At 54.8% G+C, this 24554-nt stretch carries 24 protein-coding genes; 15 read left to right on the plus strand and 9 right to left on the minus strand.

Annotated elements, in window-relative coordinates; genetic code table 11:
* The first annotated feature begins 5 nt into the window (after positions 1–5).
* The gene (gene mnmH / locus SK39_RS05365; RefSeq protein WP_048216743.1) at positions 6–1100 is read left to right on the plus strand and encodes a tRNA 2-selenouridine(34) synthase MnmH; all 1095 of its coding nucleotides are present in this window, start codon (positions 6–8) and stop codon (positions 1098–1100) included.
* Here mnmH and SK39_RS05370 read toward each other — a convergent pair whose 3' ends face one another.
* The 6 genes from SK39_RS05370 to ybbA all read right to left on the minus strand — a co-directional run bounded on the left by SK39_RS05370 (position 1101) and on the right by ybbA (position 8352).
* Complete coding sequence (locus tag SK39_RS05370; protein ID WP_003021866.1) at positions 1101–1760, minus strand: methionine ABC transporter permease; 660 nt, start codon at positions 1758–1760, stop codon at positions 1101–1103.
* Complete coding sequence (gene sfbB / locus SK39_RS05375; RefSeq protein WP_003835783.1) at positions 1753–2769, minus strand: virulence-associated ABC transporter ATP-binding protein SfbB; 1017 nt, start codon at positions 2767–2769, stop codon at positions 1753–1755. The genes SK39_RS05370 and sfbB overlap by 8 nt, the downstream gene beginning before the upstream one ends.
* Before the next feature lie 63 nt (positions 2770–2832).
* Positions 2833–3663, minus strand: coding sequence for a MetQ/NlpA family ABC transporter substrate-binding protein (locus SK39_RS05380; RefSeq protein WP_048216744.1), 831 nt, complete (start codon positions 3661–3663; stop codon positions 2833–2835).
* A 269-nt stretch (positions 3664–3932) separates the two neighbouring features.
* Positions 3933–5066, minus strand: a complete 1134-nt coding sequence (locus SK39_RS05385) for a porin (protein ID WP_003021860.1) — start codon at positions 5064–5066, stop codon at positions 3933–3935.
* A 188-nt stretch (positions 5067–5254) separates the two neighbouring features.
* Positions 5255–7669 (minus strand): putative ABC transporter permease subunit YbbP, encoded by a 2415-nt coding sequence (gene ybbP, locus SK39_RS05390; RefSeq protein ID WP_048216745.1) that lies wholly within the window; start codon positions 7667–7669, stop codon positions 5255–5257.
* Positions 7666–8352 (minus strand): putative ABC transporter ATP-binding protein YbbA, encoded by a 687-nt coding sequence (gene ybbA / locus SK39_RS05395; RefSeq protein ID WP_048216746.1) that lies wholly within the window; start codon positions 8350–8352, stop codon positions 7666–7668. The genes ybbP and ybbA overlap by 4 nt, the downstream gene beginning before the upstream one ends.
* Here ybbA and tesA point away from each other — a divergent pair.
* From tesA to SK39_RS05410, 3 genes are read left to right on the plus strand one after another with little or no spacing between them, the layout of a single operon-like run.
* On the plus strand, positions 8320–8946 hold the full coding sequence (gene tesA / locus SK39_RS05400; RefSeq protein ID WP_003021850.1) for a multifunctional acyl-CoA thioesterase I/protease I/lysophospholipase L1: 627 nt from the start codon (positions 8320–8322) through the stop codon (positions 8944–8946). The two genes, ybbA and tesA, sit on opposite strands and share 33 nt — an antisense overlap.
* A 28-nt stretch (positions 8947–8974) precedes the next feature.
* Positions 8975–9745, plus strand: a complete 771-nt coding sequence (locus SK39_RS05405; RefSeq protein ID WP_003021847.1) for an SDR family oxidoreductase — start codon at positions 8975–8977, stop codon at positions 9743–9745.
* A 58-nt stretch (positions 9746–9803) separates the two neighbouring features.
* Positions 9804–10658, plus strand: a complete 855-nt coding sequence (locus tag SK39_RS05410) for a co-chaperone YbbN (protein WP_042310010.1) — start codon at positions 9804–9806, stop codon at positions 10656–10658.
* A 78-nt stretch (positions 10659–10736) separates the two neighbouring features.
* Here SK39_RS05410 and fetB read toward each other — a convergent pair whose 3' ends face one another.
* Both fetB and fetA read right to left on the minus strand, forming a co-directional pair.
* A complete protein-coding gene (gene fetB, locus SK39_RS05415; protein WP_003835795.1) occupies positions 10737–11516 on the minus strand; it encodes an iron efflux ABC transporter permease subunit FetB in 780 nt (259 codons plus the stop codon).
* Complete coding sequence (fetA, locus tag SK39_RS05420) at positions 11503–12180, minus strand: iron efflux ABC transporter ATP-binding subunit FetA (protein WP_003021838.1); 678 nt, start codon at positions 12178–12180, stop codon at positions 11503–11505. Before fetA ends, fetB begins: the two co-directional genes overlap by 14 nt.
* A 134-nt stretch (positions 12181–12314) precedes the next feature.
* Between fetA and SK39_RS05425 the strand changes: the two genes are divergently transcribed.
* Genes SK39_RS05425 through SK39_RS05440 form a run of 4 tightly spaced genes read left to right on the plus strand, consistent with a single transcriptional unit; the run spans position 12315 to position 16537 of the window.
* Complete coding sequence (locus tag SK39_RS05425; RefSeq protein ID WP_003021835.1) at positions 12315–13232, plus strand: SPFH domain-containing protein; 918 nt, start codon at positions 12315–12317, stop codon at positions 13230–13232.
* Positions 13229–13687, plus strand: a complete 459-nt coding sequence (locus SK39_RS05430; protein WP_003021832.1) for an NfeD family protein — start codon at positions 13229–13231, stop codon at positions 13685–13687. The genes SK39_RS05425 and SK39_RS05430 overlap by 4 nt, the downstream gene beginning before the upstream one ends.
* Positions 13688–13706: 19 nt before the next feature.
* Positions 13707–15851: a PA5441 family protein gene (locus SK39_RS05435; RefSeq protein WP_048216747.1), complete on the plus strand. Its 2145-nt coding sequence runs from the start codon at positions 13707–13709 to the stop codon at positions 15849–15851.
* Entirely contained in the window at positions 15821–16537 is a 717-nt protein-coding gene (locus SK39_RS05440; protein WP_048216748.1) for a DUF3142 domain-containing protein, read from the plus strand. Before SK39_RS05435 ends, SK39_RS05440 begins: the two co-directional genes overlap by 31 nt.
* Here SK39_RS05440 and cueR read toward each other — a convergent pair.
* The gene (cueR, locus tag SK39_RS05445; protein ID WP_003021822.1) at positions 16534–16944 is read right to left on the minus strand and encodes a Cu(I)-responsive transcriptional regulator; all 411 of its coding nucleotides are present in this window, start codon (positions 16942–16944) and stop codon (positions 16534–16536) included. The genes SK39_RS05440 and cueR overlap by 4 nt on opposite strands.
* Before the next feature lie 290 nt (positions 16945–17234).
* Between cueR and SK39_RS05450 the strand changes: the two genes are divergently transcribed.
* The 7 genes from SK39_RS05450 to SK39_RS05480 are packed head-to-tail and all read left to right on the plus strand — an operon-like array spanning position 17235 to position 24503.
* Positions 17235–19379 carry a TonB-dependent receptor plug domain-containing protein gene (locus SK39_RS05450; RefSeq protein WP_048216749.1) on the plus strand — a complete coding sequence of 715 codons (2145 nt, stop codon included), beginning with the start codon at positions 17235–17237 and terminating at the stop codon, positions 19377–19379.
* Positions 19380–19381: 2 nt separating this feature from the next.
* Positions 19382–20206, plus strand: coding sequence for a heme/hemin ABC transporter substrate-binding protein (locus SK39_RS05455; RefSeq protein ID WP_044699395.1), 825 nt, complete (start codon positions 19382–19384; stop codon positions 20204–20206).
* An 18-nt stretch (positions 20207–20224) separates the two neighbouring features.
* A complete protein-coding gene (gene hutW, locus SK39_RS05460) occupies positions 20225–21562 on the plus strand; it encodes a heme anaerobic degradation radical SAM methyltransferase ChuW/HutW (protein WP_048216750.1) in 1338 nt (445 codons plus the stop codon).
* 12 nt (positions 21563–21574) lie between these two features.
* Positions 21575–22069: a heme utilization cystosolic carrier protein HutX gene (hutX, locus tag SK39_RS05465; RefSeq protein ID WP_003021812.1), complete on the plus strand. Its 495-nt coding sequence runs from the start codon at positions 21575–21577 to the stop codon at positions 22067–22069.
* Positions 22069–22692, plus strand: a complete 624-nt coding sequence (chuY, locus tag SK39_RS05470; RefSeq protein ID WP_003021809.1) for an anaerobilin reductase — start codon at positions 22069–22071, stop codon at positions 22690–22692. The genes hutX and chuY overlap by 1 nt, the downstream gene beginning before the upstream one ends.
* A 51-nt stretch (positions 22693–22743) precedes the next feature.
* The gene (locus SK39_RS05475) at positions 22744–23736 is read left to right on the plus strand and encodes a FecCD family ABC transporter permease (protein WP_048216751.1); all 993 of its coding nucleotides are present in this window, start codon (positions 22744–22746) and stop codon (positions 23734–23736) included.
* Positions 23733–24503: a heme ABC transporter ATP-binding protein gene (locus SK39_RS05480; RefSeq protein WP_003021801.1), complete on the plus strand. Its 771-nt coding sequence runs from the start codon at positions 23733–23735 to the stop codon at positions 24501–24503. Before SK39_RS05475 ends, SK39_RS05480 begins: the two co-directional genes overlap by 4 nt.
* Positions 24504–24554: the final 51 nt, after the last annotated feature.

Genomic DNA, 24554 nt, shown 5'->3' on the forward strand with positions numbered 1-24554 from the left:
TTACTATGCAAGACACACAAACAGTACAGGACTATCGCGCAATTCTGCTCGCCGGTACGCCTTTAATCGATGTACGCGCCCCCGTCGAATTTCAGCAGGGCGCCATGCCGGGCGCAATAAACCTTCCCTTAATGAACGATGACGAACGTGCTGCCGTGGGTACCTGTTATAAACGTCAGGGGCCTGAGGCCGCCCTCGCGCTCGGCCATCAACTGGTCTGTGGCGAGACTCGCCAGCAACGCATGAAGGCCTGGCTTAATGCCTGTCGTCAAAATCCTGCGGGCTACTTATGCTGCGCGCGCGGCGGCCAGCGTTCGCACATTGTGCAGCAATGGTTGCACGAGTCCGGTACTGACTACCCGCTAATACAAGGCGGTTATAAAGCATTGCGTCAGGCGGTGATTCAACTGACTGAAGAGTTGGTGCAAAAACCGATCGTCTTAATTGGCGGCTGTACCGGGAACGGTAAAACGCAGCTGGTGCAACAGCAGCCAAACGGTGTGGATCTCGAAGGTCTGGCGCACCATCGCGGTTCCTCATTTGGACGCACCGTCGAACCGCAGCTGAGCCAGGCAAGCTTTGAAAACCTGCTGGCGGTCGAAATGCTGAAAACCGACAGCCGTCAGGATCTGCGTCTGTGGGTACTTGAAGACGAAGGCCGCATGATCGGCGCTAATCATCTGCCCGAATGTTTGCGCGAACGCATGAGCCAGGCCGCTATTGCGGTGGTGGACGATCCTTTTGAGCTACGGCTGGAGCGACTGCGCGAAGAGTATTTTGTGCGCATGCACCACGATTTCACTCACGCTTATGGCGAGAGTCAGGGCTGGCAGGAGTACAGCGAGTATCTGCACCACGGTCTGTTTGCTATCCGCCGTCGTCTGGGTTTGCAACGTTTTGCCGAGCTGACCACCCTGCTCGACGTGGCTCTGCACGAACAGCAGGCAACGGGCAGCACCGACGCGCATATGGGCTGGCTGGTGCCGTTGCTCAACGAGTATTACGACCCGATGTATCGCTATCAGCTGGAAAAGAAAGCCGCGAAAATCGTCTTTCGCGGCTCATGGCAGGAGGTGGCTGACTGGCTTAGCGTACAGTAATCAATGTCTGTCGCGCTTGTCTGCGCGTTTCGCCAACCAGTCGCCCAGCACCTGAACGACCTGCACCAGAATAATCAGCGCCACCACGGTGACGATCATGACCTGGGTTTCGTAGCGGTAATAACCAAAGCGAATCGCCAGGTCGCCGACTCCACCGCCGCCAACGATACCGGCCATTGCGGAGTAACCGATCAGACTCACCAGCGTTATCGTCAGCCCACGCAGCAGACCCGCGCTCGCCTCCGGTAACAGAACGGTGCAGATGATGCGCATCGGGCTGGCGCCAAACGCTTCCGCCGCCTCGATAATGCCTTTATCGACTTCACGTAGCGCGCTATCAACCAGACGGGCATAGAAAGCAATTGCTGCTACCGAAAGTGGGACCGATGCCGCGATGGGTCCAATGGTATTGCCGAGCAAAAACTGGGTTAGCGGCAACAACAGAACCAGCAGGATCACAAACGGCACCGAGCGGATAATATTCACCAGCACGGAGCTGAGCAGATACACAAAACGGTTCTGCCAGAATAAATGCCGGTCGGTAACGAAAATAAGAAAACCGAGCGGCAGACCGCCAATAATCGCCAACAGCGTAGAGATGCTCAGCATCTGGAAGGTTTCATTAAACGCCAGCGTCAAATCAGGCAATAAATCATCCACGAATCACCTCCACCTGTGCAGTACGTTGACGAATATGTTCCACGGCGACATCCACCGCAGAAGGGTTATGCGGCGCGGTCAGTTGCACCACCAGAATCCCCAGCGCACGTTCGCCGATATATTCAATTTTGCCGTGCAGAATGTTCACCGCCACGCCAAATTTAACCGCCACTTCTGACAACACCGGCTGTTCTGCCGAATCACCGATGAACAGAATTTTTAGCAACTGGCCGGGCAGATGCTGGCGCAGACGCTCAGGTAGCGTCAGATTGAGGGTATGCGACACCAGTTGCTGAGTGAAAGCGTGCTGCGGGTGAGCAAAAACATCAAACACCTCACCAGACTCCACCACCTTGCCACCGGACATCACCGCCACGCGATCGCAAATCGATTTGATTACGTTCATCTCATGGGTGATCAGCACGATCGTGATCCCCAACTGTTGGTTGATCTGCTTAAGCAACGCCAGAATCGTGGCCGAGGTTTCGAGATCTAACGCGGAAGTGGGTTCATCACACAGCAGCACATCCGGGTGATTGGCAATTGCGCGGGCAATACCCACACGCTGCTTTTGCCCACCGCTGAGCTGAACCGGAAAGCGGTTCGCCTTGTCTGACAGCCCCACCAGCGACAGGATTTCGCTCACGCGCGGGCCAATTTTACTGCGTTCCCATCCGGCAGCCTTCAGGCTAAAGGCGACGTTTTGTGCCACGGTACGGGTATGCATCAGATTAAAATGTTGAAAAATCATCCCGATACGCTGACGGGCTTTACGTAGATGCGCGCCTTCCAGTGCGGAAATTTCTACGCCGTTCACCTTAACGCTTCCCTGGCTCGGACGCGTTAAGGCGTTCAGGGTGCGCAGCAGCGTACTTTTTCCCGCGCCGCTGGTCCCGACAATGCCAAATATCTCACCTGCGCCAATGCGCAAGCTAACGTCATCAACCGCCCGGGTTGATGCTCCACGGCCTGCGCTAAAATCCACGCAAACTTTCTCAATCTCAATCATAGCCACCTCAGAAATGCGAAAAGGGCAGTCGTCGCTGCCCCTGTTAACCCTTGTGCGCAGCGATTATTGGGCTGCCGACATCCATTCCGGTTTCTGGAAGGCGCTGTAGATATTTTGCGGATCGTCGATCACAGCACGATACGCCGGAGATTTCACCGCCTCGACAATATCTTTCGCAAATGGTTTATCCGCATCTTCACTGCGTACCGCGATGATATTTTTCAGATTTTCGTCCAGGTGTTCCTGCTTGATGGCGCTGGCAAGATCCAGTTTCGCCGCTACGGCAAAGTTGCCGTTGACCAGCGCACCGGTCACACCGTCCAGCGTACGCGGCAGCTGTGCCGCTTCCAGCGGTTTAAACACCAGCCCTTTCGGGTTGCTGGCAATATCGCGCTCGGAGGCTTTAGTTGGATCGATGTTATCTTTGATGGTGATAAGGCCAATAGACTGCAGGAAACGCAGACCGCGAGCCAGGTTGGTGGGATCGTTGGAAAGCGTGATCACATCCCCTTTTTTCAACTCATCCAGGCTTTTGATTTTATGTGAGTAAAAACCCATCCCGGCCGTCGGGACCACAATCAGCTTGCTCAGCTTCAGGCTTTTATCGGCGGTGAATTTGTCAAAGTAGAGTGAATGCTGGAACAGGTTAGCATCGATGCTGCCATTGGAGAGCGCCATGTTAGGCTGCACGTAGTCGCTGAATTCGCGCACTACTACCTTATAGCCTTTCTCTTTCAGCGTAGGGGCAATGGCTTGTTTTACCATATCGCCGTACGGCCCAGGTGCGACGCCAAATACGATGGTGTGCGGATCACTGTTCGCATGAGCAAATTGTAATCCACAGGCCAGTAACAGCGCCCCGGTCGCGACGCGTAAACTCTGACGCAATCCCATAATCTCTCCATTTTAACGTTGTGGTGTCATGTCTCACGCCGTTCTTGCGGCGTTGTTCTTGTTGGCCTGTTAACAGGCTGATTGTTAACATGACACAGATCACAACCTGCTGTCCTTGAAATTATTTCATGATGTTGCAGAGTGTGTTTTTAAATGTGAGAAGGCATGAAAAAGCCGGATGTCGGCACAAGTGCCTTATCCGGCCTACAAATAACGCGATCCCCCTGCTCTCGTAGGCCCGATAAACGCATCGGGCGGCAGGCGTTCGATTAGAAGTCGTAACGCAGACGCACCAGGTTCATGTCGCCCAGATTGTCAGTGCTGGAGGTGAAGACGTGTTCGTAATCCACACGGAAACCGTAATCCAGCTGGAAGCTGATACCCACACCGTTGTCGGTACGCAGGTAGTTACGGCCATTCACGTATTCAATACGATCGCCCATAAAGTATGGCTGCACGGATTTCAGCGCATACTGACCAACCGGGAAGGTGTATCCCGCAAAGTATTCCAGACCCCAGGCGTCACCGGCAAAATAGTCATTAACAGAGACTTTTTTGGTGGTCATGAAGTTTTGATACCAACCGCCGCCCAGCGAGAAGGTCCAGTTGTCCGGTTTCCAGCTCAGCGCAGTACCGACGATGTTTTGATCGTAGGTTTTGCTGGTGTTGCCACGCATTTCCGCGCGGGTGTAGTTCCACGCCGTACCCCAGGTCAGGTCATCGGTGATGTGATAATCCACACCCAGGGAGCCGCCGCCTTTACGTTTGTAGCGCAAACCGTTGTTCGGGTTGTAGTCATCGCTGAACAGATAAGACGCGTAAAGATCAACATCGCCTACCGTATTTTTATACTTCAGTGACTTACGTGTACGATAGGAACCGTCGTAGTCGCCATTGATACCGTTACCTGGCGCCTGGCCAATCATGTCGTAGTCCCAGATATCCGTTTTCGCACCCACCACATCATAGTAAATGCTGTTCTGTTGACCGAAGGTCAGCGTACCCCAGGTCGCGCTCTTCAGACCGGTGTACAGCATACGACGCGTAGTATCGTTGGCGCCGTTAGCATAGTGATTGTCCCAGTTGAACATCGCCGGGAAGTTTACGCCCAGCTCGTAATAGCTCACCCAGCTGATGTCATCAAACAGATAGTAGTCAGCAGCGAAGCGGAAACGCGTTCCACCGTCGAAGCCATTACGTTTGTAGCCATTCTTACCATCGTCACCGGCCATATTCTGGAACTGCGGACGAATACTCCCGCCGACGGTGAAATTAAGACGGCTCAGCGGGTTGCCCGCCTGCGGATCTTGTTTCAGGACCGTGATTTCCGCCTGGGAGGCGAAAGTCGTTAATGCCACTGCTGCGCCGATCGATACCGCCAGCGCCGTTTTTTTTATAGTCATTATTTGTACCTTGATAGATAGCCTGCCAATTATTCAGCATACAAATATTAACGTTTATTAATACACTCGTGTTGTCGGGTTTTTATTGTTCTGTGCTGTTAAATATCAATGAGTTATCATTTTGTGCTACATAGATAAAAAAACGCACCGATTTAAAAAAACCGGTGCGTAATCATCACGAATATGAATTAACTGCTGAACTGACGGAACAGCGCTTTGCCTTTAAGAAGACGTGAACCGAGCCATCCGCCGCAGAGAGAGAGCAGCAATGCCCCACAAAGCGGCAACACAACCCACAGCCGCCAGTCTGGCTCCCAGGGGAAATCAAACACGCGGGTTTGCAGCACCGCCAGCGCAGTTTCCGCCCCGATGGCCGCCACCAGTCCGGCGACCATCCCGAGCATGGCGAACTCGCACCACAGCGTGGTACGCAGCAGCTTCTTGCCCGCGCCCAGCGTGCGCCAGACCACCAGTTCCTGATGACGCTGACGCATCCCGACCTGCACCTGCGCCAATAGCAGCAACATACCGCAAGCGGTGACCAGCACTACCATCACCTCCAGCGCACGGCTCACCTGCTCCAGCACCTGACTCACCTGTTTGAGAATGGCACCAATATCCAGCAGGCTGATAGTCGGGAATTCGCGGTTAAGCTGCGTCAGCATGCCGTTGCCGTTCTCCCAGCGAAAGCTGGTTAACCAGCTTTGTGGCTGAGCATCCAGCGCGCCGGAAGGGAAGATAAAGAAAAAGTTTGGTCGCAGGCTTTCCCAGTCCACTTTGCGCAGACTGCTGACCGTGGCACTGAAATCCTGGGTATCCCCCATAAAGGTCACCCGATCGCCAAGCTTAACGTTCAGCCGTTTCGCCAGCCCCTCTTCCATCGACACTTCGCCCGCTTTTGGCGGCCAGCTCCCGGCAACGATCGGGTTATGATCCGGGCGGGTATCCTGCCAGGTCAGATTAAGCTCGCGGTTCAGCGCTTCATCCTGATTGCCTTCGGTCGATTTCTCATTGATCGCCGTCAGACGGGCCCGCACTATCGGGTAGAACGACTCCGGGATCACCTGATGCTCAGCAAGGAAAGCCTTCAGCGGAGCCACCTGCTCAGTGGCAATGTTGATCAGAAAATAGTTTGGACTTTCCGGCGGCATTTGCTGCTGCCAGCGGTCGAGGAGATCGCCGCGCAGCACCAGCAGCAGCGCCAGCAGCATAAAGGACAGCGAAAATGCCGACAGTTGACTCAGCGTTGACCACGGCTGGCGCAACAGCCGGCTGACCGCCAAACGCAGCGGCAGCGAGGTCAGCGTCAGACCACGCAGCAGGTTAAGCAACATCCAGCCCAACACGCCGCACAGCAGCGCCAGCACCACAGCCCCGGCCAGTACCGCCCACAGCAGCATACTTCCGCCCATCAATCCGGCCAGCAGCGCAACCACAACTATCGTTGCTACGGGCAGATAGACCTTAAGCGGCCAGACGTTTGCCACCACGTCGCGACGCAGTACCCGCAGCGGCTGCGTCGCCAGCAGCAAGCGATAAGGGCGTAGCCCCACCAGCAGAGAAATGACGGTCATCGTACCGAGTGCCCACAGCCACGGCCACAGGCTGGCGGGCGGCAGCTCACCGGGCAGAACTGGCTTCAGTAATACCACCAGCACCCGCTCAAATAACAGCCCGAACAGCCCGCCGGTCATGCCAGAAAGCGTCAGCACCATCAGCCACTGGCCGATAATCAGCTTGCGCAGCTGCGCCCTGCCCGCGCCGAGCGTTTTTAATATCGCCACCAAATCGTAACGACTGCGACAGTAATGATTCATCGCCACGGCAACGGCAGCAACCGCCAGCAGTAGCGTTAACAGTGCCGACAGCAGCAGGAACTGTTGCGAACGCTCCAGTGATTTCCCCAACGCCCCTTCATCCTGCTCCAGCCCATACCAACGCTGTTCTGGCTTTAACTGCGGAAGCAGCCATTTTTCATAGGCTTCCAGTTGCTGTGGCGTACCACCAAATTTATAGCGCCAGGTCACACGGCTTCCCGGCTGGACCGCCGCCGTTTTTTCGACATCCGCCATGTTCATCATCAGGCGCGGCGCTATCTGGAAGGGATTAAAACCGGAATCCGGTTCCTGCACCACTTCTCCGGCGATGCGCAGGGTGGCATCGCCAACGTCGATGGAATCACCGATTTTTAAGTTGAGTAGCGCCATCAGACGCGGGGCCAACAGCACTGAGCCCGGCTGCGGTTTCAGCCCCGGCGGATTGGTTTGCAGCGTGCCGTACATCGGATACACATCATCCACTGCTTTGACGTTCGCCAGTTGCGGCGTATCCCGGGCAAAGGTCATGGTGGCAAAGGTGAGCTGTTCACCCACCTTCAGACCACGCTGTCGCGCCTCGTCAATCCACGCTTTCGGTACGGCGCGCGAACTTTGCAGCGACCGATCGCCCGCCATAAACTCACGACTTTGCTGGCTCAACCCTTTTTCCATGCGATCGCTGATATTGCCAAGCGCCAGTACACAGGCCACCGCCAGGCTTAACGCCAGCCAGACAATCAGTAATGAAGGCGAGCGCCATTCGCGCCAGAACCAGCGTGCAATCATGCCTCCTCCTGCAACTGTCCGTTCACCAGGCGTAAACGCCTATCGCAACACGCCGCCAGCTGCGGGTCATGGGTCACCAGAATCAGGGTGGTACCGTGTTCCCGGTTCAGAGAAAACAGCAGGTCGGCGATTTTGTCTCCGGTCTGGCGGTCCAGATTGCCCGTTGGTTCATCGGCAAACAGCACGTCAGGGCGTCCGTTAAACGCCCGTGCCAGCGCTACGCGTTGCTGCTCCCCGCCGGAAAGCTGGGCCGGAAGATGATCAAGACGTTTTCCCAACCCCAGTTGCTCCAGCAGCGTTTTTGCCCCGTCACGACTTTTTCCGCTATTTTCGCCGCGTAGCAGCGCGGGTAGTTCGACGTTTTCCAGCGCGTTGAGGGTTGGAATTAACATGAATGACTGGAAGACAAAACCCACGTGCCGCGCCCGCAGCTGCGCCCGAGCTTCTTCGTCCATAGTGTGCAGCGCCTGCCCCACCAGGCTGACTTCACCGCTGGAGCCATCGTCCAGCCCGGCGAGGATCGCCAGCAGCGTGGATTTCCCCGATCCCGACTCGCCAATCAACGCAATGGTCTCGGCGCGTTTGACAACCAGTTCAACTCCGGTAAGGATGGATAGCTCTTGATCACCCTGACCGACGGATTTCTTAAGATGATGAACTTCAACAATGTTTTCCGCTGGCATTGGCCTTTCCTGTTCCTGGTCCTGTTAACTTTCCGCGCCGCCGCTGCGGACACGTTATTAATTCTGGGTGACAGCCTGAGCGCCGGATACCGTATGTCCGCCAGCGCCGCGTGGCCTGCGCTACTTAATGATAAATGGCAAACCAAAACGCCAGTGGTGAATGCCAGCATTAGCGGCGACACCTCGCAGCAAGGTCTGGCCCGTCTACCTGCATTACTCAAGCAGCACCAGCCGCGCTGGGTGCTGGTCGAACTTGGCGGTAACGATGGCCTGCGCGGCTTTGCGCCTGCGCAAACCGAACAAACCCTGCGCACGATTCTGCAGGATGTCAAAGCGGCAAATGCCGAACCGCTGCTGATGCAAATTCGTCTGCCGGCAAACTATGGCCGCCGTTATAATGAAACCTTTAGCGCGATTTATCCAAAGCTCGCCAAAGAGTTTGATATTCCTCTGCTGCCATTTTTTATGGAAGAGGTTTATCTGAAACCCCAGTGGATGCAGGATGATGGTATTCATCCTAACCGTGACGCTCAGCCGTTTATTGCCGACTGGATGGCGCAACATCTCACTCCTCTAGTAAATCACGACTCATAAAACAACGGAGATCCTGACAGGTAAAGTTATGCAAAAATCGGTCTTAATAACAGGATGTTCCAGCGGAATCGGTCTGGAAAGCGCGCTTGAACTAAAGCGCCAGGGTTTTCAAATTCTGGCAGGCTGTCGCAAACCTGACGATGTCGCGCGTATGAACAGTATGGGATTCACTGGCGTATTGCTGGATCTGGATTCACCCGAAAGCGTGGATCGTGCCGCCGATGAAGTGATCGCCCTGACCGATAATCGTTTATATGGGATCTTTAACAACGCCGGATACGGTGTCTATGGTCCCCTGCCCACCATCAGCCGTGAACAGATGGAACAGCAATTTTCCGCCAACTTCTTTGGCGCACATCAGCTTACCATGCGCCTGTTGCCCGCTATGCTCCCTCACGGCGAAGGACGTATCGTGATGACTTCATCGGTGATGGGATTGATCTCAACGCCGGGACGCGGCGCCTATGCCGCCAGCAAATATGCACTGGAAGCCTGGTCCGACGCGCTGCGTATGGAACTGCGCCACAGCGGGATTAAGGTCAGCCTGATTGAGCCCGGCCCCATCCGTACCCGCTTTACCGAAAACGTCAACCAGACCCAGAGCGATAAGCCCGTCGAGAACCCCGGCATTGCCGCGCGTTTTACGCTGGGACCAGAAGCGGTTGTCGCCAAAGTACGTCATGCATTTGAGAGCGATAAACCGAAGCTACGTTATCCGGTTACGCTGGTGACCTGGGCAGTGATGCTACTTAAACGCCTGTTGCCAGGCCGCATAATGGACAAAATTTTACAGGGTTGAGTTGAAGCACGCGCGTCAGCCCCCATGTAACAAGAAATCGACAAAAGAGAGTAACTCCATGTCCACACAGAATATTGTTAACATTAACGAATCGAACCTGCAGCAGACCCTTGAACAGTCGATGACCACGCCGGTCCTGTTCTATTTTTGGTCTGAGCGCAGCCAGCACTGCCTGCAATTGACGCCGGTACTGGAGAGCCTTGCCGCCCAGTACAACGGCCAATTTATTCTCGCCAAGCTCGACTGCGACGCCGAGCAGATGATCGCTTCTCAGTTTGGCCTGCGCGCCATCCCTACCGTTTATCTGTTCCAGAACGGTCAGCCAGTAGACGGATTCCAGGGCCCGCAGCCGGAAGAGGTTATCCGCGCGCTGCTGGAAAAAGTGTTGCCGAGCGAAGAAGAGCTGAAAGCGCGTCAGGCTATCGAGTTCATCGAAGCCGGTAATCACGCGGATGCACTGCCGCTGCTGAAAGAAGCCTGGCAGCTCTCCAACCAGAGCAGCGAAATTGGCCTGCTGCTGGCGGAAACGCAAATCGCCCTCAATCGTTCTGACGATGCCGAAGCGGTGCTGAAAACCATTCCGTTGCAGGATCAGGACACCCGCTATCAGGGACTGGTGGCGCAGATAGAACTGCTGAAGCAGGCGGCGGATACGCCGGAAATCCAACAGCTGCAGCAGCAAGTCGCCAGCAATCCGCAGGATGCGGCGCTGGCAACTCAACTAGCCATCCAGTTACATCAGGTCGGACGTAACGAGGAATCACTGGAACTGCTGTTCAGCCACCTGAAGAAAGATCTCACTGCTGCCGACGGTCAGGCACGTAAGACCTTCCAGGAGATCCTTGCCGCACTCGGAACCGGCGATGCGCTGGCCTCAAAATACCGCCGCCAACTGTACGCACTGTTGTACTAATCCGTTTGATTTTGCCCGATGGCGCTTGCGCTTATCGGGCATACAAATTCTACCAATACCGATCCCTCCGGCATCACATCACGTCTTCTTCAAATGCGTTACGACTAATTGGTGGCGCGAATTATAGAACTTCCGATAAGTCAGGTAGCAGGCAATAATGGTCGACAGGCTGGCGGTAGAAAGCAGCATAAACGTCACCATAATCTGATACTTAATCGCTTTTACTGGATCAATACCCGCGAAGATCAACCCGGACATCATCCCCGGTAAACTCACCAGCCCTACCGTTTTTGCAGAGTCGATCGTTGGGATCAGCGAGGCGCGAATGCTGTCGCGAATCAGCGGCGCAGAGGCCACTTTCGGCGTCGCGCCGAGGCTAAGTTTTTCCTGAATTTGCTGCTGTTCGCTGTTAAACCGCTGTCCCAGATTGTTGTAACACAGCCCCACTGCCACCATCGCATTGCCTGCAATCATGCCGGAGATCGGGATGACCTGCATCGGCGTGAACTCGATAGAGCCAGACAAAACCAGCACCGCCAGCGTTAGCCCCGCCCCCACCGTGATAGCGATAAACGACGAGAGGAAAGCTTTATCAATATATTTACTGCGCTTTTGTGCGTTATAAGCCGCGTTAAAGCAGATAAACAGCACCATCAGTAAGGTCAGAATACTGTGGTTAACGCCAAAAATATATTTCAGCACATAGCCGACGATAATCAGCTGAACCACTGCCCGGCAAACGCTCCAGAGAATATCTTTCTCCAGCGCCAGTTTTTCTTTGTGGCTAATCAGGATCGCCACCACCACCAGCATCATCGCTAATGCCAGGGACTCATTGGTAATATTATGCTCGTTCATTGCGTGCTTCCTGCATTTCTCCGGCGTGCGGTTGAAGGGTTATGACATTATCCGCATGCGTAATTTCATCTTTGTCGTGCGTCACCCACAGCACCGCAATATTCTTATCGCGAACATAGTGGTGAATTAATTCGTTCACATTACGTTTATTAGCCTCATCCAGCGCGCTGGTGATTTCATCAAGCAGCAGAATTTTGGGCAGAAACTGCAAATTACGAATTAGCGAGACGCGCTGCTTCTCGCCACCGGACAGCTCATTGATGCTTTTTTTGAGGATCGTCTCGGGGAGATCAAAATGGGCCAGATCGCTCAGAAACGCATCCGGCTCCGGACGTTTGTTACGGATTTGCCAGGGGAAAATGAGGTTGTCGTAAACGGTGTCACCAAATAAAGCAGGCGTTTGCGCACAATAGGAGACCTGCTGGCGATACGTTTCCGGCTTGAGGGTATTGATCTCCTTGCCTTCAAAGAGAATTTCACCGGCAGTCGGACTCATTAATGACGCCACAATCTTGAGTAACGTACTTTTCCCACAGCCGGACTGGCCGGTAATCAGCTTAAATTCTCCGGCGCGGAGATCAAAACTGATGTTATTGAGAACCTGCGTCTCCCCTGCCTGCCATGCGACATTTTTTAACTGAAGCAAAATACTGCTTTCTTCCATTACCCATTCCTTTTTTACACCTTTCGTGCAGACAGTCTATCCCTGTAATTTATTATAAGGGAGCCCACCTTGATAAATCGGGTATAATTTGATTAATGAGGCAGTAAAGGACAGCACAACAGGAGGTTTCATCAATGCTCATTTTTATTCCTATTCTTATTTTTGTCGCGCTGGTGATCGTCGGCGCTGGCGTCAAAATCGTCCCGCAGGGATATCAGTGGACGGTAGAGCGTTTTGGCCGTTACACCAAAACCCTGCAACCGGGTTTAAGCCTTGTTGTGCCGTTCATGGACCGCATTGGTCGTAAGATCAACATGATGGAACAGGTGCTTGATATCCCTTCTCAGGAAGTCATCTCCAAAGATAACGCCAACGTCGCAATTGATGCCGTGTGCTTTATTCAGGTGATCGACGCGCCGAAAGCCGCCTATGAAGTCAGCAACCTGGAACTGGCGATTATCAACCTGACCATGACCAACATTCGTACCGTTCTCGGTTCGATGGAACTCGATGAAATGCTCTCCCAACGCGACAACATCAACACGCGCCTGCTGCATATTGTTGATGAAGCCACGAATCCCTGGGGCATCAAAATCACCCGTATCGAGATCCGCGACGTGCGTCCTCCGGCAGAACTTATCGACGCGATGAACGCGCAGATGAAAGCCGAACGTACCAAGCGCGCCTACATTCTTGAGGCCGAAGGGATCCGTCAGGCAGAAATCGTCAAGGCCGAAGGTGAGAAACAGTCGAAGATCCTTAAAGCGGAAGGTGAACGCCAGTCCGCGTTTTTACAGGCTGAAGCGCGTGAACGTTCAGCAGAAGCCGAAGCTCGCGCAACGCAGATGGTGTCTGAGGCCATTGCTGCTGGGGATATTCAGGCAGTGAACTACTTCGTGGCACAGAAATACACCGAAGCGCTGCAGCATATCGGCTCGTCGAATAACAGCAAAGTGGTGATGATGCCGCTGGATGCCAGCAGCCTGATGGGCTCTATTGCCGGGATCGCCGAACTGGTTAAGGACAGCGCCAGCGAGCGGAAAAAATCATGATAGCGATGATTCTGGTGCACCCGCACATCTTCTGGCTCAGCCTCGGCGGTTTGCTACTCGCCGCCGAGATGCTGGGCGGCAACGGCTATCTGCTGTGGAGCGGCGTGGCAGCGGTGATTACCGGTCTGGTCGTCTGGCTCGTTCCGCTAGACTGGGCGTGGCAGGGGGCAATGTTCGCCGTCCTCACCCTGCTGGCGGCGTGGCTGTGGTGGAAATGGCTGGCAAGGCGCGTTCAGGAGCAGAAACCCGCCGACAGCCATCTTAACCAGCGCGGACAGCAGCTGGTTGGCCGACGATTTATTCTGGAAACCGCCCTGGTCAATGGTCGCGGACACATGCGCGTCGGCGATAGCTCATGGCCCGTTAGCGCCAGCGACGATTTGAGCGCCGGAACGCAGGTTGAAGTCATTGCCGTTGAAGGGATAACCCTGATTATTAAAGCGGTATCACATTAAAAAGACAGGAAATAAGACTATGGTCAGGAAGACACCCCTTGCCTTTGCCCTTTGCACATTACTGACCGCCGCCCCGCAGGCATTCGCCTCTTTCGATATGGAAGACTGCAAATGGAGCGACGACAGCTGCCTGCTGAAAGGCACGCCAACCTTTAACCCTGAAAACGACAGCCGCGACAACCTGCTGCGGCTGCTGAGCCAGGAAAAATCATTTGCTCTGCCGGTGCAATCAATGCCAGCGGATATCACCCGCTCCCGGGATTTCTATTTTGCCTATCACCCGCAATGGGATGAGGCAACCTCACAGCCAGCCGCTGCTCCGGCATCCGCCGCAGACAACCCACTCTCCCGACAGATGGCCGAACTGAACATTAGCGCAGACGAAATAAACGTCAACGACGCTGAGCTTGAGAACCGTCATGTTTCGAATAACACCGAGAGCGTCAGCGCATTTTTTGCCGCACTGCTGGCCGACTCGACGTTAACAGCGGAACAGCGCCAGGCCTTAGCCCAGGCGCGTACGGGGCTGCTATCCGGGGCAACCCGCGAGCAAATTGAGTCTTCACTTGCCACCCTCCCGGCTGATTCACCGGCTCAGTCCTATAAAAATTATCTGGCCGCAGCTGCCAGTTTCTATGCCGGTGATTATGCCAGCGCCGAACGGGATTTCACTCAGCTTGCCAAAAGTGAGCGCCCGTGGCTGGCAGAGACCGCGCAATACATGCTGATGCGTGCGGCGTTGAACAAGAGCAGCCAGAACAGCGTAGGCGAGTACGGCGATTTTGATATTGCAAAAATTAACCGCGAGGACGCGACTCAGGCTCAGACGCAGGCACAAGCCTACCTGCAACGCTTCCCGCAAGGCCTGTATGCCGACTCCGCGCGCGGTATGCTGCGTCGCATAAACTGGTATTTACAGGCGTGGCCGCAGCTGGCCGGGTTGTATGAGCAGACGCTCCAGCAGTCGGCTGACGCTCGGCAACTGCGTGAAATTGTCATCGAATACGATAATGTCTACGGTATGGCGTTCTACGAACAGTCCGTGGTGGAAGCATTCCCCGATGCGCCGCTTGTCAGCTATATCGAACTACTGCGCGCGCTGCGTCTGGATAACAACAGTAAACCCACGCTGACCCAGGCGCAGCTCGATGCCAGCAAACCGGTGTTTGAGCAGAGCCAAAAATTGCCGCTATGGCGCGATCTGCAACTGAATCTGTGGCTGGCGACGGAGAACTACGCGGCGATTATTCAGGCAGTTACGCCAGCGCAGAAACTTGCCGTTCACGATACCCTCGCCTTCAGCGAACAAGTGCTGTACGGCGAAGCGCTGATGGGCCAGAAGAACTGGAGCGCGGCGCGTGATTTCTGGCTGCAGTTGCTAAAACTCAGTCAGGACAACGAACAGCAGCAGTATGTACAGGCTAAGCTCGCCGCAACGCTGGTTTATAGCGGCGACGTGGCGGCGGTTTTTGCCCCAGAAAGCGCAGTAACCAACCTGCGTTTTCGCTCGCAGATACTGAAAACTCAGGCCTCGCCTGAACTGCTGCGCCAGCAGGCCGTCCATGGACCTAACAATGAAGAGCGTACCATCGCCCTGCATACGCTGCTGGTACGCGATCTTACCGAAAACCGCTTTGGCGACTGGTTGAATGACAGAAAACTGGCCAGCGCCATTACTCCGCCGGTTATTGGCGACGCGTTTGATGACGTTAATCTGAGTATTTTCGACTGGAACGGCGACGCTGCCGAGCGCGGTTACACCTGTCGCAGCCTCAATGAAACGGTAACGGTATTGAGCAAAAAAGCGGATGATGCCCACGCGCTGAACTGCTTAGGCGAATTCTTCCGCACCACGCAAACACACGTCGATTTGTGGAAAAACAGTGCTGGCAACGACGTACTTGAATCAGCAATATCGCGCAAGGAGCCGTTCGGCCAGTTCGACAGGCAACGCTACTATCAGCAGGTGATCACTTCGCCGAAAGCAGAGGTTGAAGACAAGAGCTTCGCGCTGTATCGCGCCATCATGTGCTATGCGCCGTCAGGCTCTAACGAGTGCGGCGGTGAGGAAGTGGATAAACTGCAGCGTAAAGGCTGGTTCACCCAACTGAAAACGCAGTTTCCGGGAAGTCCGTGGGCGCAAAAACTCAAATACTACTGGTAACCGCGCTGCTGACAGGCCAGGCACAGGCGGCGGATATCGTCGCCGCCCGTGAGCATCCGGCCTTCTGGCTGTGGTCCGGCGTGAAGGCCAGTGATGAGCTGAAAGACGCACAAACGGTCTATCTGCATCAGGGTGAGGTGCTGGTTCGTTCGGGTAACGTGGTTTTCCAGCGTCTCGGGCTGCCGGTCAGCCGCCTGTCTTTTCCCTCGATCTGGCTGACCGTGCGCTTTACCACGCTCGACGTACCGGAGGCGATCCCGGCTCGCATCATAAGATTGATGCAACGCTGGCAGGCCGCCGGGAATCATGTAGTCGGCCTGCAGGTTGATTTTGACGCGGCGACCCATCAGCTTGCCGATTACGCCCGCTTTCTGCAGCAATTACGCCAACAGTTACCGGCCGAGTTTGCACTTGGCGTGACTGGACTGCTGGATTGGGCAAAAACGGGCGACGTCGCCACGCTGAATGCGCTGGCGGTCGATGAACTGGTGGTCCAGAGCTATCAGGGCCGTCATACGGTAACAAATTATCAGGCGTATCTGCCCGCACTCAGTCGTCTGCGCATTCCGTTTAAGCTGGGGCTGGTGCAAAACGGTAGCCGGGACCCGCAGGCTGAAGCGCAGCTTGAGAAATCCCCGTGGTACCGCGGCACGGTGGTATTTATGCTTAATCCCCCTCGCCGTTAAGCCTTCGCTTTATGGTGGCAGCAGCCGGAGAGGTTATCAATGATCGGGCATTCGGCGCTGTCATCGCCAGGGCAACTCTCCGCCAGTGCCAGCAAATGCAAGCGCATGGCCTGCAGCTCGCTGATATGCCGCTCAATGTCCGCGACCTTTTCTAAGGTACGCTTTTTCACATCTGCGCTATGACGCGCCGGATCGTTAAACAGATTCACCAGTTCGCCGCACTCTTCGAGATTAAAACCCACCTGGCGTGCCTGGCGCAGCAGAGTAAGTTCATTCAGATGCTGTTGGTTGTATGTGCGATAGCCATTTTCGCTACGCAGCGGCGGCGTCACTAAGCCTTTTTCTTCATAAAAACGTATCGCTTTGCTGGTCAAACCGGTTCTTTTCGCAACATCGCTAATATTCACATTTCCCCCGCGGATCTTGTTGGTACTGAGCCCCATTATAGCCCAGATTGTCCTAATGATTTACCCGAGAACCCTGCACATTTCCCACCATTACCGCGATGCACAAATCCTTTTAATTCACATTGTTATATCCGATTCAGATCACATTTATGCATTTAATGACTGCACGAAATTGACTCAAATCAAAAGATATATTGGTTCTACATCTTTCATCTTGAACAAAGGGAAACAATTTTATATATAAACGCGAATGATAATGATGATCATTTACATTCAATAAAGGTTCTCTTATGTTGCCACGGAATAACCAAAGGCCATTTATTCTTTCAGCCCTGACATTATGCATGTCCGGCGCCGCTTTTGCAGCTACCTCTCCAACACACGCTTCTACGTCTGACGAAGACACGGTTATCGTCACGGCTAACCGCACAGAAAGTAGCCTTTGGGATAGCCCAGCAACCATCCAGGTTATCGATCGCCAGACGCTGCAAAACTCCACCAGCGTTTCTATTGCTGATGATTTACAAGATATTCCCGGCGTCGAAGTCACCGATAACGCCCTCGCAGGGCGGAAACAAATTCGTATCCGTGGCGAAGCGTCTTCGCGGGTGCTGATTTTGATCGACGGCCAGGTCGTCAGTTACCAACGTGCCGGACAAAACTACGGAGCCGGTTTGCTGATTGACGAATCCGCGCTGGAACGGATTGAAGTGGTCAAAGGCCCCTATTCTGTCCTCTACGGTTCGCAGGCGATTGGCGGTGTCGTAAACTTTATTACCAAAAAAGGCGGTGATAAGCCTCTCGGCGGCAGCGTTAAGGCTGTTTATAACTCCGCAACGGCAGGATGGGAAGAGTCGGCAGCGGCCTGGGGGAGCATCGGAAACTTTGACTACCGCATCAATGGCAGCTATTCCGACCAGGGGGACCGCGATACGCCTGACGGAAGATTGCCCAACACCAACTTCCGTAATAACGGCCAGGGCGTATGGCTGGGTTACAACTTCGATCGCCACAAAATTGGGCTCTCCCTCGATCGTTACAAACTGTCTACTCAAACCTGGTTTGACGATCCAGAGGGCCAGTTCGACGACTTTAGCGTCAAAATACCTAAGCTGGAACGCGAGAAAATCGGTCTTTTCTACGACTACGCGGCCGATGGGGATTACCTGAAGAACATCCATGTTGACGCATACAGCCAGACAATAGAGCGCAAATTTGAAAACCGGGTCAAAACGACCCAGGTTATTCCCAGCCCGATGATTAAAGCGCTGACGGTCAGCAATCAGACCAATACCAACGACAAACAGTATACCCAGGGGGTAACGCTACAGAGCAACTTCTCCCTGCCTGCTAACAACGAGCTGGTGATTGGCACTCAATATCAGCATGACAAAATAAAACAGGACACGGACGGCAGTACGCGCCAGACCGCAGCTACCGGCTTCTTCGATACGCAAACACGTACCCTGTCATACAACGAAGCGGAGCAAAGCAACACCTCATTGTTCGCGCAAAACGACTGGCGCTTTGCCGATGACTGGACGTGGACCGTGGGCGCACGCCAGTACTGGCTGTCTTCGAAGCTCAATCGCAACGATACGCAAACCCTGCAAAGCAGCGGCAGCACCTGGCAATCCACCGGAGGAAATTCCGTTCACGATGATGAACTGGTGACCTCAACCAGCCTACGCTATTCCGGTTTTAAAGATCTTGAACTCCGGGCTGCATATGCCCAGGGCTATGTCTTCCCCACGCTGACTCAGCTGTTTATGCAGACGTCCGCAGGCGGCAGCGTAACCTACGGCAATCCAAACCTGAAGGCGGAACACTCGAATAACTATGAGCTGGGTGCACGGTATAAAGGGAATATGTGGCTGATTGACGGCGCCATTTATTACTCCGAAGCCAAAGACTATATCGCCAGCCTGGCCTGTTCAGGTCAACCCGTATGCAGCGGTAATACCACCTCTTCACGGGGCGGCTATTACTACTACGACAACATCGATCGGGCCAAAACCTGGGGCATGGAACTCACCGCAGAATACAACGGCTGGGCAGTTTCACCTTACCTGAGCGGTAATCTCATTCGCCGTCAGTACGAAGGCAATACCCTTAAAACCTGGGATACCGGCGAACCCACTCTGACCGGGCGCGTCGGCCTGAAACATACCTGGTTGATGAACGCCGCTAACCTGACGTCCGATGTCTTTATCCGCGCGGCGTCCAGCGCCAAAGATAATACCGGCACCAAGGAAATCAACTACCCAGGCTGGGCCACGCTTAACCTTGCATTCAACACCGAGTTCGGTCCGCAGGATCAGTATCAGGTCAACCTCGCGCTCAACAACCTGACCGACAAGCGTTACAGAACCGCGCATGAATCTATTCCAGACGCTGGTTTCAATGCCGCCGTTGGCTTTGCGTGGAATTTCTGACGATGAAAAAACTCTTGATTGGCTTACTGAGCCTCGCCTGCGTTTTCAGTGCCCAGTCCGCCGACCGCCTGGTGGTGGCGGGCGGCTCTCTTAGCGAACTGATATACGCCATGGGCATCGGCAACCGGGTGGTCGGCGTTGATGAAACCACCTCGTATCCACCCGAAACTGCCGCACTCCCGCATATCGGCTACTGGAAGCAGTTAAGCAGCGAGGGCATTTTATCGCTGCATCCGGACAGCTTTATCACCTGGCAGGATGCTGGCCCTCAAATCGTGTTGGATCAGTTGCGGGCGCAAAAAGTTAACGTCGTGACGTTGCCGCGCGTACCGGCCACCGTCGAACAGATGTACGCCAACATTCGGGAACTGGCTCAAACCCTGCGCATTCCCGAACAAGGTGAGACGTTGATCGATCGCATACGTCAACGTCTGGATCGCGTTCAGCACAACGTGGCAGCGAAAAACGCGCCGGTCAAAGCCATGTTCATTCTCTCCGCTGGCGGAAGCGCGCCACAGGTCGCCGGAAAAGGCAGCGTTGCCGATGCCATTATGACCCTCGCAGGCGCACAAAATGTCGCCACCCATGCGCAGTATAAAAGCTACAGCGCGGAATCGCTGATCGCCGCCAACCCAGAGGTGATCGTGGTGACGTCGCAAATGGTGGATGGCGGTCTGGCTCGTCTGAGCGCGATTGCCGGGATTACCCACACTGCGGCCTGGAAAAACCAGCGCATTGTGGCGATTGACCAGGCGCTGATTCTGGGTATGGGGCCGCGCGTCGCCGATGCGGTTGAAGCCATGCACCAGCAATTCTGGCCTCACTAACTGGATTTATAAAGAACAATGAAAACTGAACACTCGCTGGATCTCACTGCGCATTTTGCGCTCGAGGGAAGTCAGCCATTTAAGGATCGCCGCGCCACGATGCCCTGGCGTGGGGCGATCCCGGTTGCCAAAGAGCTATTGTCACAAACCTGGCAGGAGGTCATCAGCCAGCCAACCCCACCGCGGAAACGGTTGGTGTACTTGCATATCCCTTTCTGTGCAACACATTGTACTTTCTGCGGTTTTTATCAAAACCGCTTTGAAGAGGATCACTGCGCCCGCTACACCAACGCGCTATTACGCGAAATAGAGATGGAAGCCGATAGCGCATTGCATCAGTCGGCCCCAATTCACGCCGTCTATTTTGGCGGCGGTACACCGTCTGCGCTATCGGCACGGGATCTGGCCAGAATCATCACCGCACTACGTGACAAGCTACCGCTGGCGCCGGACTGCGAAATCACCATTGAGGGGCGGGTACTCAATTTTGACGATGCGCGAATAGATGCCTGCCTTGACGCTGGCGCCAATCGATTTTCGATCGGCATTCAGTCATTTAACAGCCGGATCCGCAAGAAAATGGCGCGCACTTCGGACGGCCCGACCGCGATGGCCTTTATGCAGGGGTTGGTAAAACGGGATCGAGCCGCCGTGGTCTGCGATCTGCTGTTTGGTCTGCCAGGACAGGACGCAAAGGTGTGGAGCGAGGATCTGGCGATCGCCCGCGACATCGGCCTCGACGGCGTAGATCTTTATGCGCTGAACCTGCTCCCTAATACACCGCTTGGCAAAGCGGTTGAAACCGGGCGCACAACGGTTCCCTCTCCTGCCGAACGTCGCGACCTCTATCTTCAGGGCTGCGATTATATGGACAGCGCGGGCTGGCGCTGCATCAGCAACAGCCACTGGGCGCGCACCACACGGGAACGCAATCTGTACAACCTGCTGATTAAACAGGGCGCAGACTGTCTGGCATTCGGCTCTGGCGCAGGAGGATCAGTCAATGGCTATTCCTGGATGGTCGAGCGCAATCTGACCACATGGCATGAATCCATCGCCGCCGGAAAAAAACCGCTCATGATGATGATGCGCACCGCCGAGCGTGGTTTCCAGTGGCGACACACCCTCCAGGCCGGTATTGAAACGGCCCGCGTCCCGCTGGATGAACTGACACCTCATGCACAAAAACTGACCCCGCTACTGACCCAGTGGCATCACGCAGGACTGACGCGAGATGCCAGCACCTGTTTACGCCTGACCAATGAAGGGCGTTTTTGGGCGAGCAATATTTTGCAGTCTCTTGATGAACTGATTCAGGCACTTAACGCGCCGCGCATTGCGGTAGAGCAACCATAAAAGGAGTGAAGTATGAGCCATGTCTCTTTACAGGATTTTTTGAAAACTGAGCCGGACGGTACGCTGGAAGCTATCGCAGCCCAGTACAACACCACGCTGCTGGAGGTGGTGAAAAACCTCCCCTCCCCGACGCTGGTTTCCGGCGATCAATTTGATACCGTCTGGGAAACCGTCAGCGAATGGGGCAAAGTCACCACCCTGGTCCATACTGCTGATGTCATACTGGAATTCACGGGTGAATTACCTTCAGGATTCCACCGCCACGGTTACTTCAACCTGCGCGGCAAAAAAGGCATGACCGGTCATATCAAGGCAGAAAACTGCACACATATCGCCCTGATTGAACGCAAATTTATGGGCATGGACACCGCGTCCATTCTCTTCTTTAACCAGGCGGGTAGCGCTATGTTCAAAATTTTCCTCGGTCGGGATGAGCATCGTCAGCTACTGGCCGACCAGGTCAGCGCCTTTCACGCGCTGTCTTCATCCTTAAAGGAACATGCCTGATGGCTCCATGGCTCATTTTTGGTGCAGGTGGTAGCGGCGTCGGCGCGAAAACACTGGCACTCGCACTGGCGGAACAACGTCCGGTGATTGCCGTCGTTCGCAACGCGCAGGTCGCTGCCGGGTTGCAGGAAAAAGGTGTGCAGGTCTTCATTGGCGACGCCTGCGACAGCCAGGTCACCGCCTGTGCCTGTCGCGCAGCGGGTCAACATGCCACGGTGATCTCCTCCATGGGCGGTGCCCAGGATTATCTGGCGCACAGAACCGTCATTGATGAAGCAGAAAAAGCGGAGATCAAACGCATGATTCTGGTGACTTCGCTTGGCTGTGGCGACAGTTGGCCCTTTTTGTCCCCACGCGCCAGGGCCGCATTTGGTCAGGCTGTACGGGAAAAATCGTTGGCTGAAAGCTGGCTACAAACCAGTCAACTGGACTACGCCATTCTCCGCCCCGGCGGTTTGCTGAACGGTGCAGCCACAGGTCAGGCGCAACGGATACAGGCCGAGGAGTGCCATGGTTTTGTGATGCGTGCAGATGTTGCAAGGCACATTCACGAACTGGCTACAGCCCCGTCACTCAATAACCAGATTTACAGTTTGGTTGAGCCAGGACTGAAACCCGCGTAAACCCCTCGCGGCGCGGGAAATTCGCGCCGCAAAGACGTTATGGAGCGTTGCGTGCTTAAGGACTCGCTTTCTTCCGTCAGCATTCTGACGGGTCTTTCTCTGTTGTTGGTCGCTCTGATGCTCTTCGGAGCCAGCCAGGGGGCGCTGAACATTAGCTTCAGCGCGCTGCTCAACGACGAATACCGTGACATCTGGTTGAACATCCGTTTGCCCCGTGTGTTGCTGGCCGTTCTGGTAGGCGCAGCGCTGGCAACGGCAGGGGTTATCATGCAGGGGCTTTTTCGCAATCCGATGGCCGATCCTGGCCTGCTTGGTGTCAGTAGCGGCTCCGCGCTGATGGTCGGTATCGCGATAGTTATCCCCTTTTCGTTTCCCGTGGTGCTGGTGCTGTATGAGCAGATGATTTTTGCCGTCGCAGGCAGCATGGTGGTCTGCACGATTATTTTCCTGATAAGCCAGCGTCATAGCCACGGCGGAATGATGCAACTGCTGTTAGCCGGTATCGCTATCAATGCTTTGTGCGGTTCGGCTATTGGCGTACTGAGCTATGTGGGCGATGAGCAACAGCTACGTCAACTTACGCTGTGGATGATGGGCAATCTCGGCCAGGCCCAGTGGCCAACGCTGCTGGTTGCCAGTACCTTTGTTCTTCCAGCCATTGCTGTCACCGTCTGTATGGCGGGCACGCTTAATTTGCTGCAATTGGGTGATGAAGAGGCGCATTACCTCGGCGTGAACGTCAAACGTAAGCGCCAGCAGTTACTGTTGCTCAGCTCGCTACTGGTTGGTGCTGCCGTTTCCGTCAGCGGCGTAATTGGTTTTATTGGCCTGGTGATCCCACATCTGATCAGAATGACTACCGGCGCCGATCATCGCTGGTTGATTCCCTGCTCGACACTGGCGGGCGCCTGTCTACTCCTGATTGCCGATACGCTGGCCCGCACTCTGGTGCAGCCTGCCGAAATGCCCGTTGGTCTGTTAACCAGCCTGATCGGAGGACCGTATTTTCTGTGGTTAATCCTGCGTAGCCGGAGGGTGTCATGATCGTTGCTGAAAATCTGGTTTACCACATTCAGGGCAGACGATTGACCGACGATGTTTCCCTGACGCTACCTGAAGGAGAGATTATCGCGATTCTTGGCCCGAATGGCGCCGGGAAATCAACGCTGCTACGCCAGCTCACGGGTTATCTGCAACCTCACAGTGGGCGCTGTAGCTTATTCGGCAAGCCGCTGAACGAATGGTCAATCACCGAGCTGGCAAAAACCCGTGCGGTGATGCGCCAGAACAGTCATATGGCCTTCCCGTTTAGCGTGCAGGAGGTTATTCGCATGGGCAGGCATCCGTATCGCACGCGCAATACGGGCGATGAAACGGAACACATCATGACGTTGTGCGACTGCCAGGCGCTGGCCGCGCGCGATTACCGGCATCTGTCGGGAGGAGAACAACAGCGGGTACAACTGGCGCGCCTGCTGGTTCAGCTTTGGGAGCCCGTGCCTCGGCCCAAATGGTTATTTCTCGATGAACCTACCTCCGCCCTGGATATTCACCACCAGCAGCACCTTTTTCGTCTGCTGCGTCGCCTGGTGCGTGAACGGCAGTTTAGCGTCTGCTGCGTCCTGCACGATCTCAACCTCGCAGCGCGTTATGCCGACCGCGTGGTATTGATGGAACGCGGCAGGATTGTTGATAACGGGTATCCGCAGGATGTCCTGAAGCAACGGGCGCTGAACGCGCTGTACGGTGCCGATCTCACGGTCATAAATGAACCGGAGCATCGAACGCCGCTTATCGTCCTCAATCAATAACAGACCGGGAACGCTCTGAGGTGACGTTCCCGTTTTTTCCCCTTCGCCCCT

It is taken from the genome of Citrobacter sp. BIDMC107 (assembly GCF_001037575.1).
Classification (GTDB): domain Bacteria; phylum Pseudomonadota; class Gammaproteobacteria; order Enterobacterales; family Enterobacteriaceae; genus Citrobacter; species Citrobacter freundii.

What these genes read in the sequence shown, in the direction of transcription:
- ybbA (WP_048216746.1), bottom strand. Translation starts at nt 8,352, where the DNA reads ATGCCAGCGGAAAACATTGTTGAAGTTCATCATCTTAAGAAATCCGTC.
- SK39_RS05385 (WP_003021860.1), bottom strand. Translation starts at nt 5,066, where the DNA reads ATGACTATAAAAAAAACGGCGCTGGCGGTATCGATCGGCGCAGCAGTG.
- hutX (WP_003021812.1), top strand. Translation starts at nt 21,575, where the DNA reads ATGAGCCATGTCTCTTTACAGGATTTTTTGAAAACTGAGCCGGACGGT.
- SK39_RS05405 (WP_003021847.1), top strand. Translation starts at nt 8,975, where the DNA reads ATGCAAAAATCGGTCTTAATAACAGGATGTTCCAGCGGAATCGGTCTG.
- chuY (WP_003021809.1), top strand. Translation starts at nt 22,069, where the DNA reads ATGGCTCCATGGCTCATTTTTGGTGCAGGTGGTAGCGGCGTCGGCGCG.
- SK39_RS05425 (WP_003021835.1), top strand. Translation starts at nt 12,315, where the DNA reads ATGCTCATTTTTATTCCTATTCTTATTTTTGTCGCGCTGGTGATCGTC.
- hutW (WP_048216750.1), top strand. Translation starts at nt 20,225, where the DNA reads ATGAAAACTGAACACTCGCTGGATCTCACTGCGCATTTTGCGCTCGAG.
- SK39_RS05450 (WP_048216749.1), top strand. Translation starts at nt 17,235, where the DNA reads ATGTTGCCACGGAATAACCAAAGGCCATTTATTCTTTCAGCCCTGACA.
- SK39_RS05435 (WP_048216747.1), top strand. Translation starts at nt 13,707, where the DNA reads ATGGTCAGGAAGACACCCCTTGCCTTTGCCCTTTGCACATTACTGACC.
- fetA (WP_003021838.1), bottom strand. Translation starts at nt 12,180, where the DNA reads ATGGAAGAAAGCAGTATTTTGCTTCAGTTAAAAAATGTCGCATGGCAG.
- SK39_RS05410 (WP_042310010.1), top strand. Translation starts at nt 9,804, where the DNA reads ATGTCCACACAGAATATTGTTAACATTAACGAATCGAACCTGCAGCAG.
- fetB (WP_003835795.1), bottom strand. Translation starts at nt 11,516, where the DNA reads ATGAACGAGCATAATATTACCAATGAGTCCCTGGCATTAGCGATGATG.
- mnmH (WP_048216743.1), top strand. Translation starts at nt 6, where the DNA reads ATGCAAGACACACAAACAGTACAGGACTATCGCGCAATTCTGCTCGCC.
- SK39_RS05430 (WP_003021832.1), top strand. Translation starts at nt 13,229, where the DNA reads ATGATAGCGATGATTCTGGTGCACCCGCACATCTTCTGGCTCAGCCTC.
- ybbP (WP_048216745.1), bottom strand. Translation starts at nt 7,669, where the DNA reads ATGATTGCACGCTGGTTCTGGCGCGAATGGCGCTCGCCTTCATTACTG.
- sfbB (WP_003835783.1), bottom strand. Translation starts at nt 2,769, where the DNA reads ATGATTGAGATTGAGAAAGTTTGCGTGGATTTTAGCGCAGGCCGTGGA.
- tesA (WP_003021850.1), top strand. Translation starts at nt 8,320, where the DNA reads ATGATGAACTTCAACAATGTTTTCCGCTGGCATTGGCCTTTCCTGTTC.
- SK39_RS05455 (WP_044699395.1), top strand. Translation starts at nt 19,382, where the DNA reads ATGAAAAAACTCTTGATTGGCTTACTGAGCCTCGCCTGCGTTTTCAGT.
- SK39_RS05480 (WP_003021801.1), top strand. Translation starts at nt 23,733, where the DNA reads ATGATCGTTGCTGAAAATCTGGTTTACCACATTCAGGGCAGACGATTG.
- SK39_RS05380 (WP_048216744.1), bottom strand. Translation starts at nt 3,663, where the DNA reads ATGGGATTGCGTCAGAGTTTACGCGTCGCGACCGGGGCGCTGTTACTG.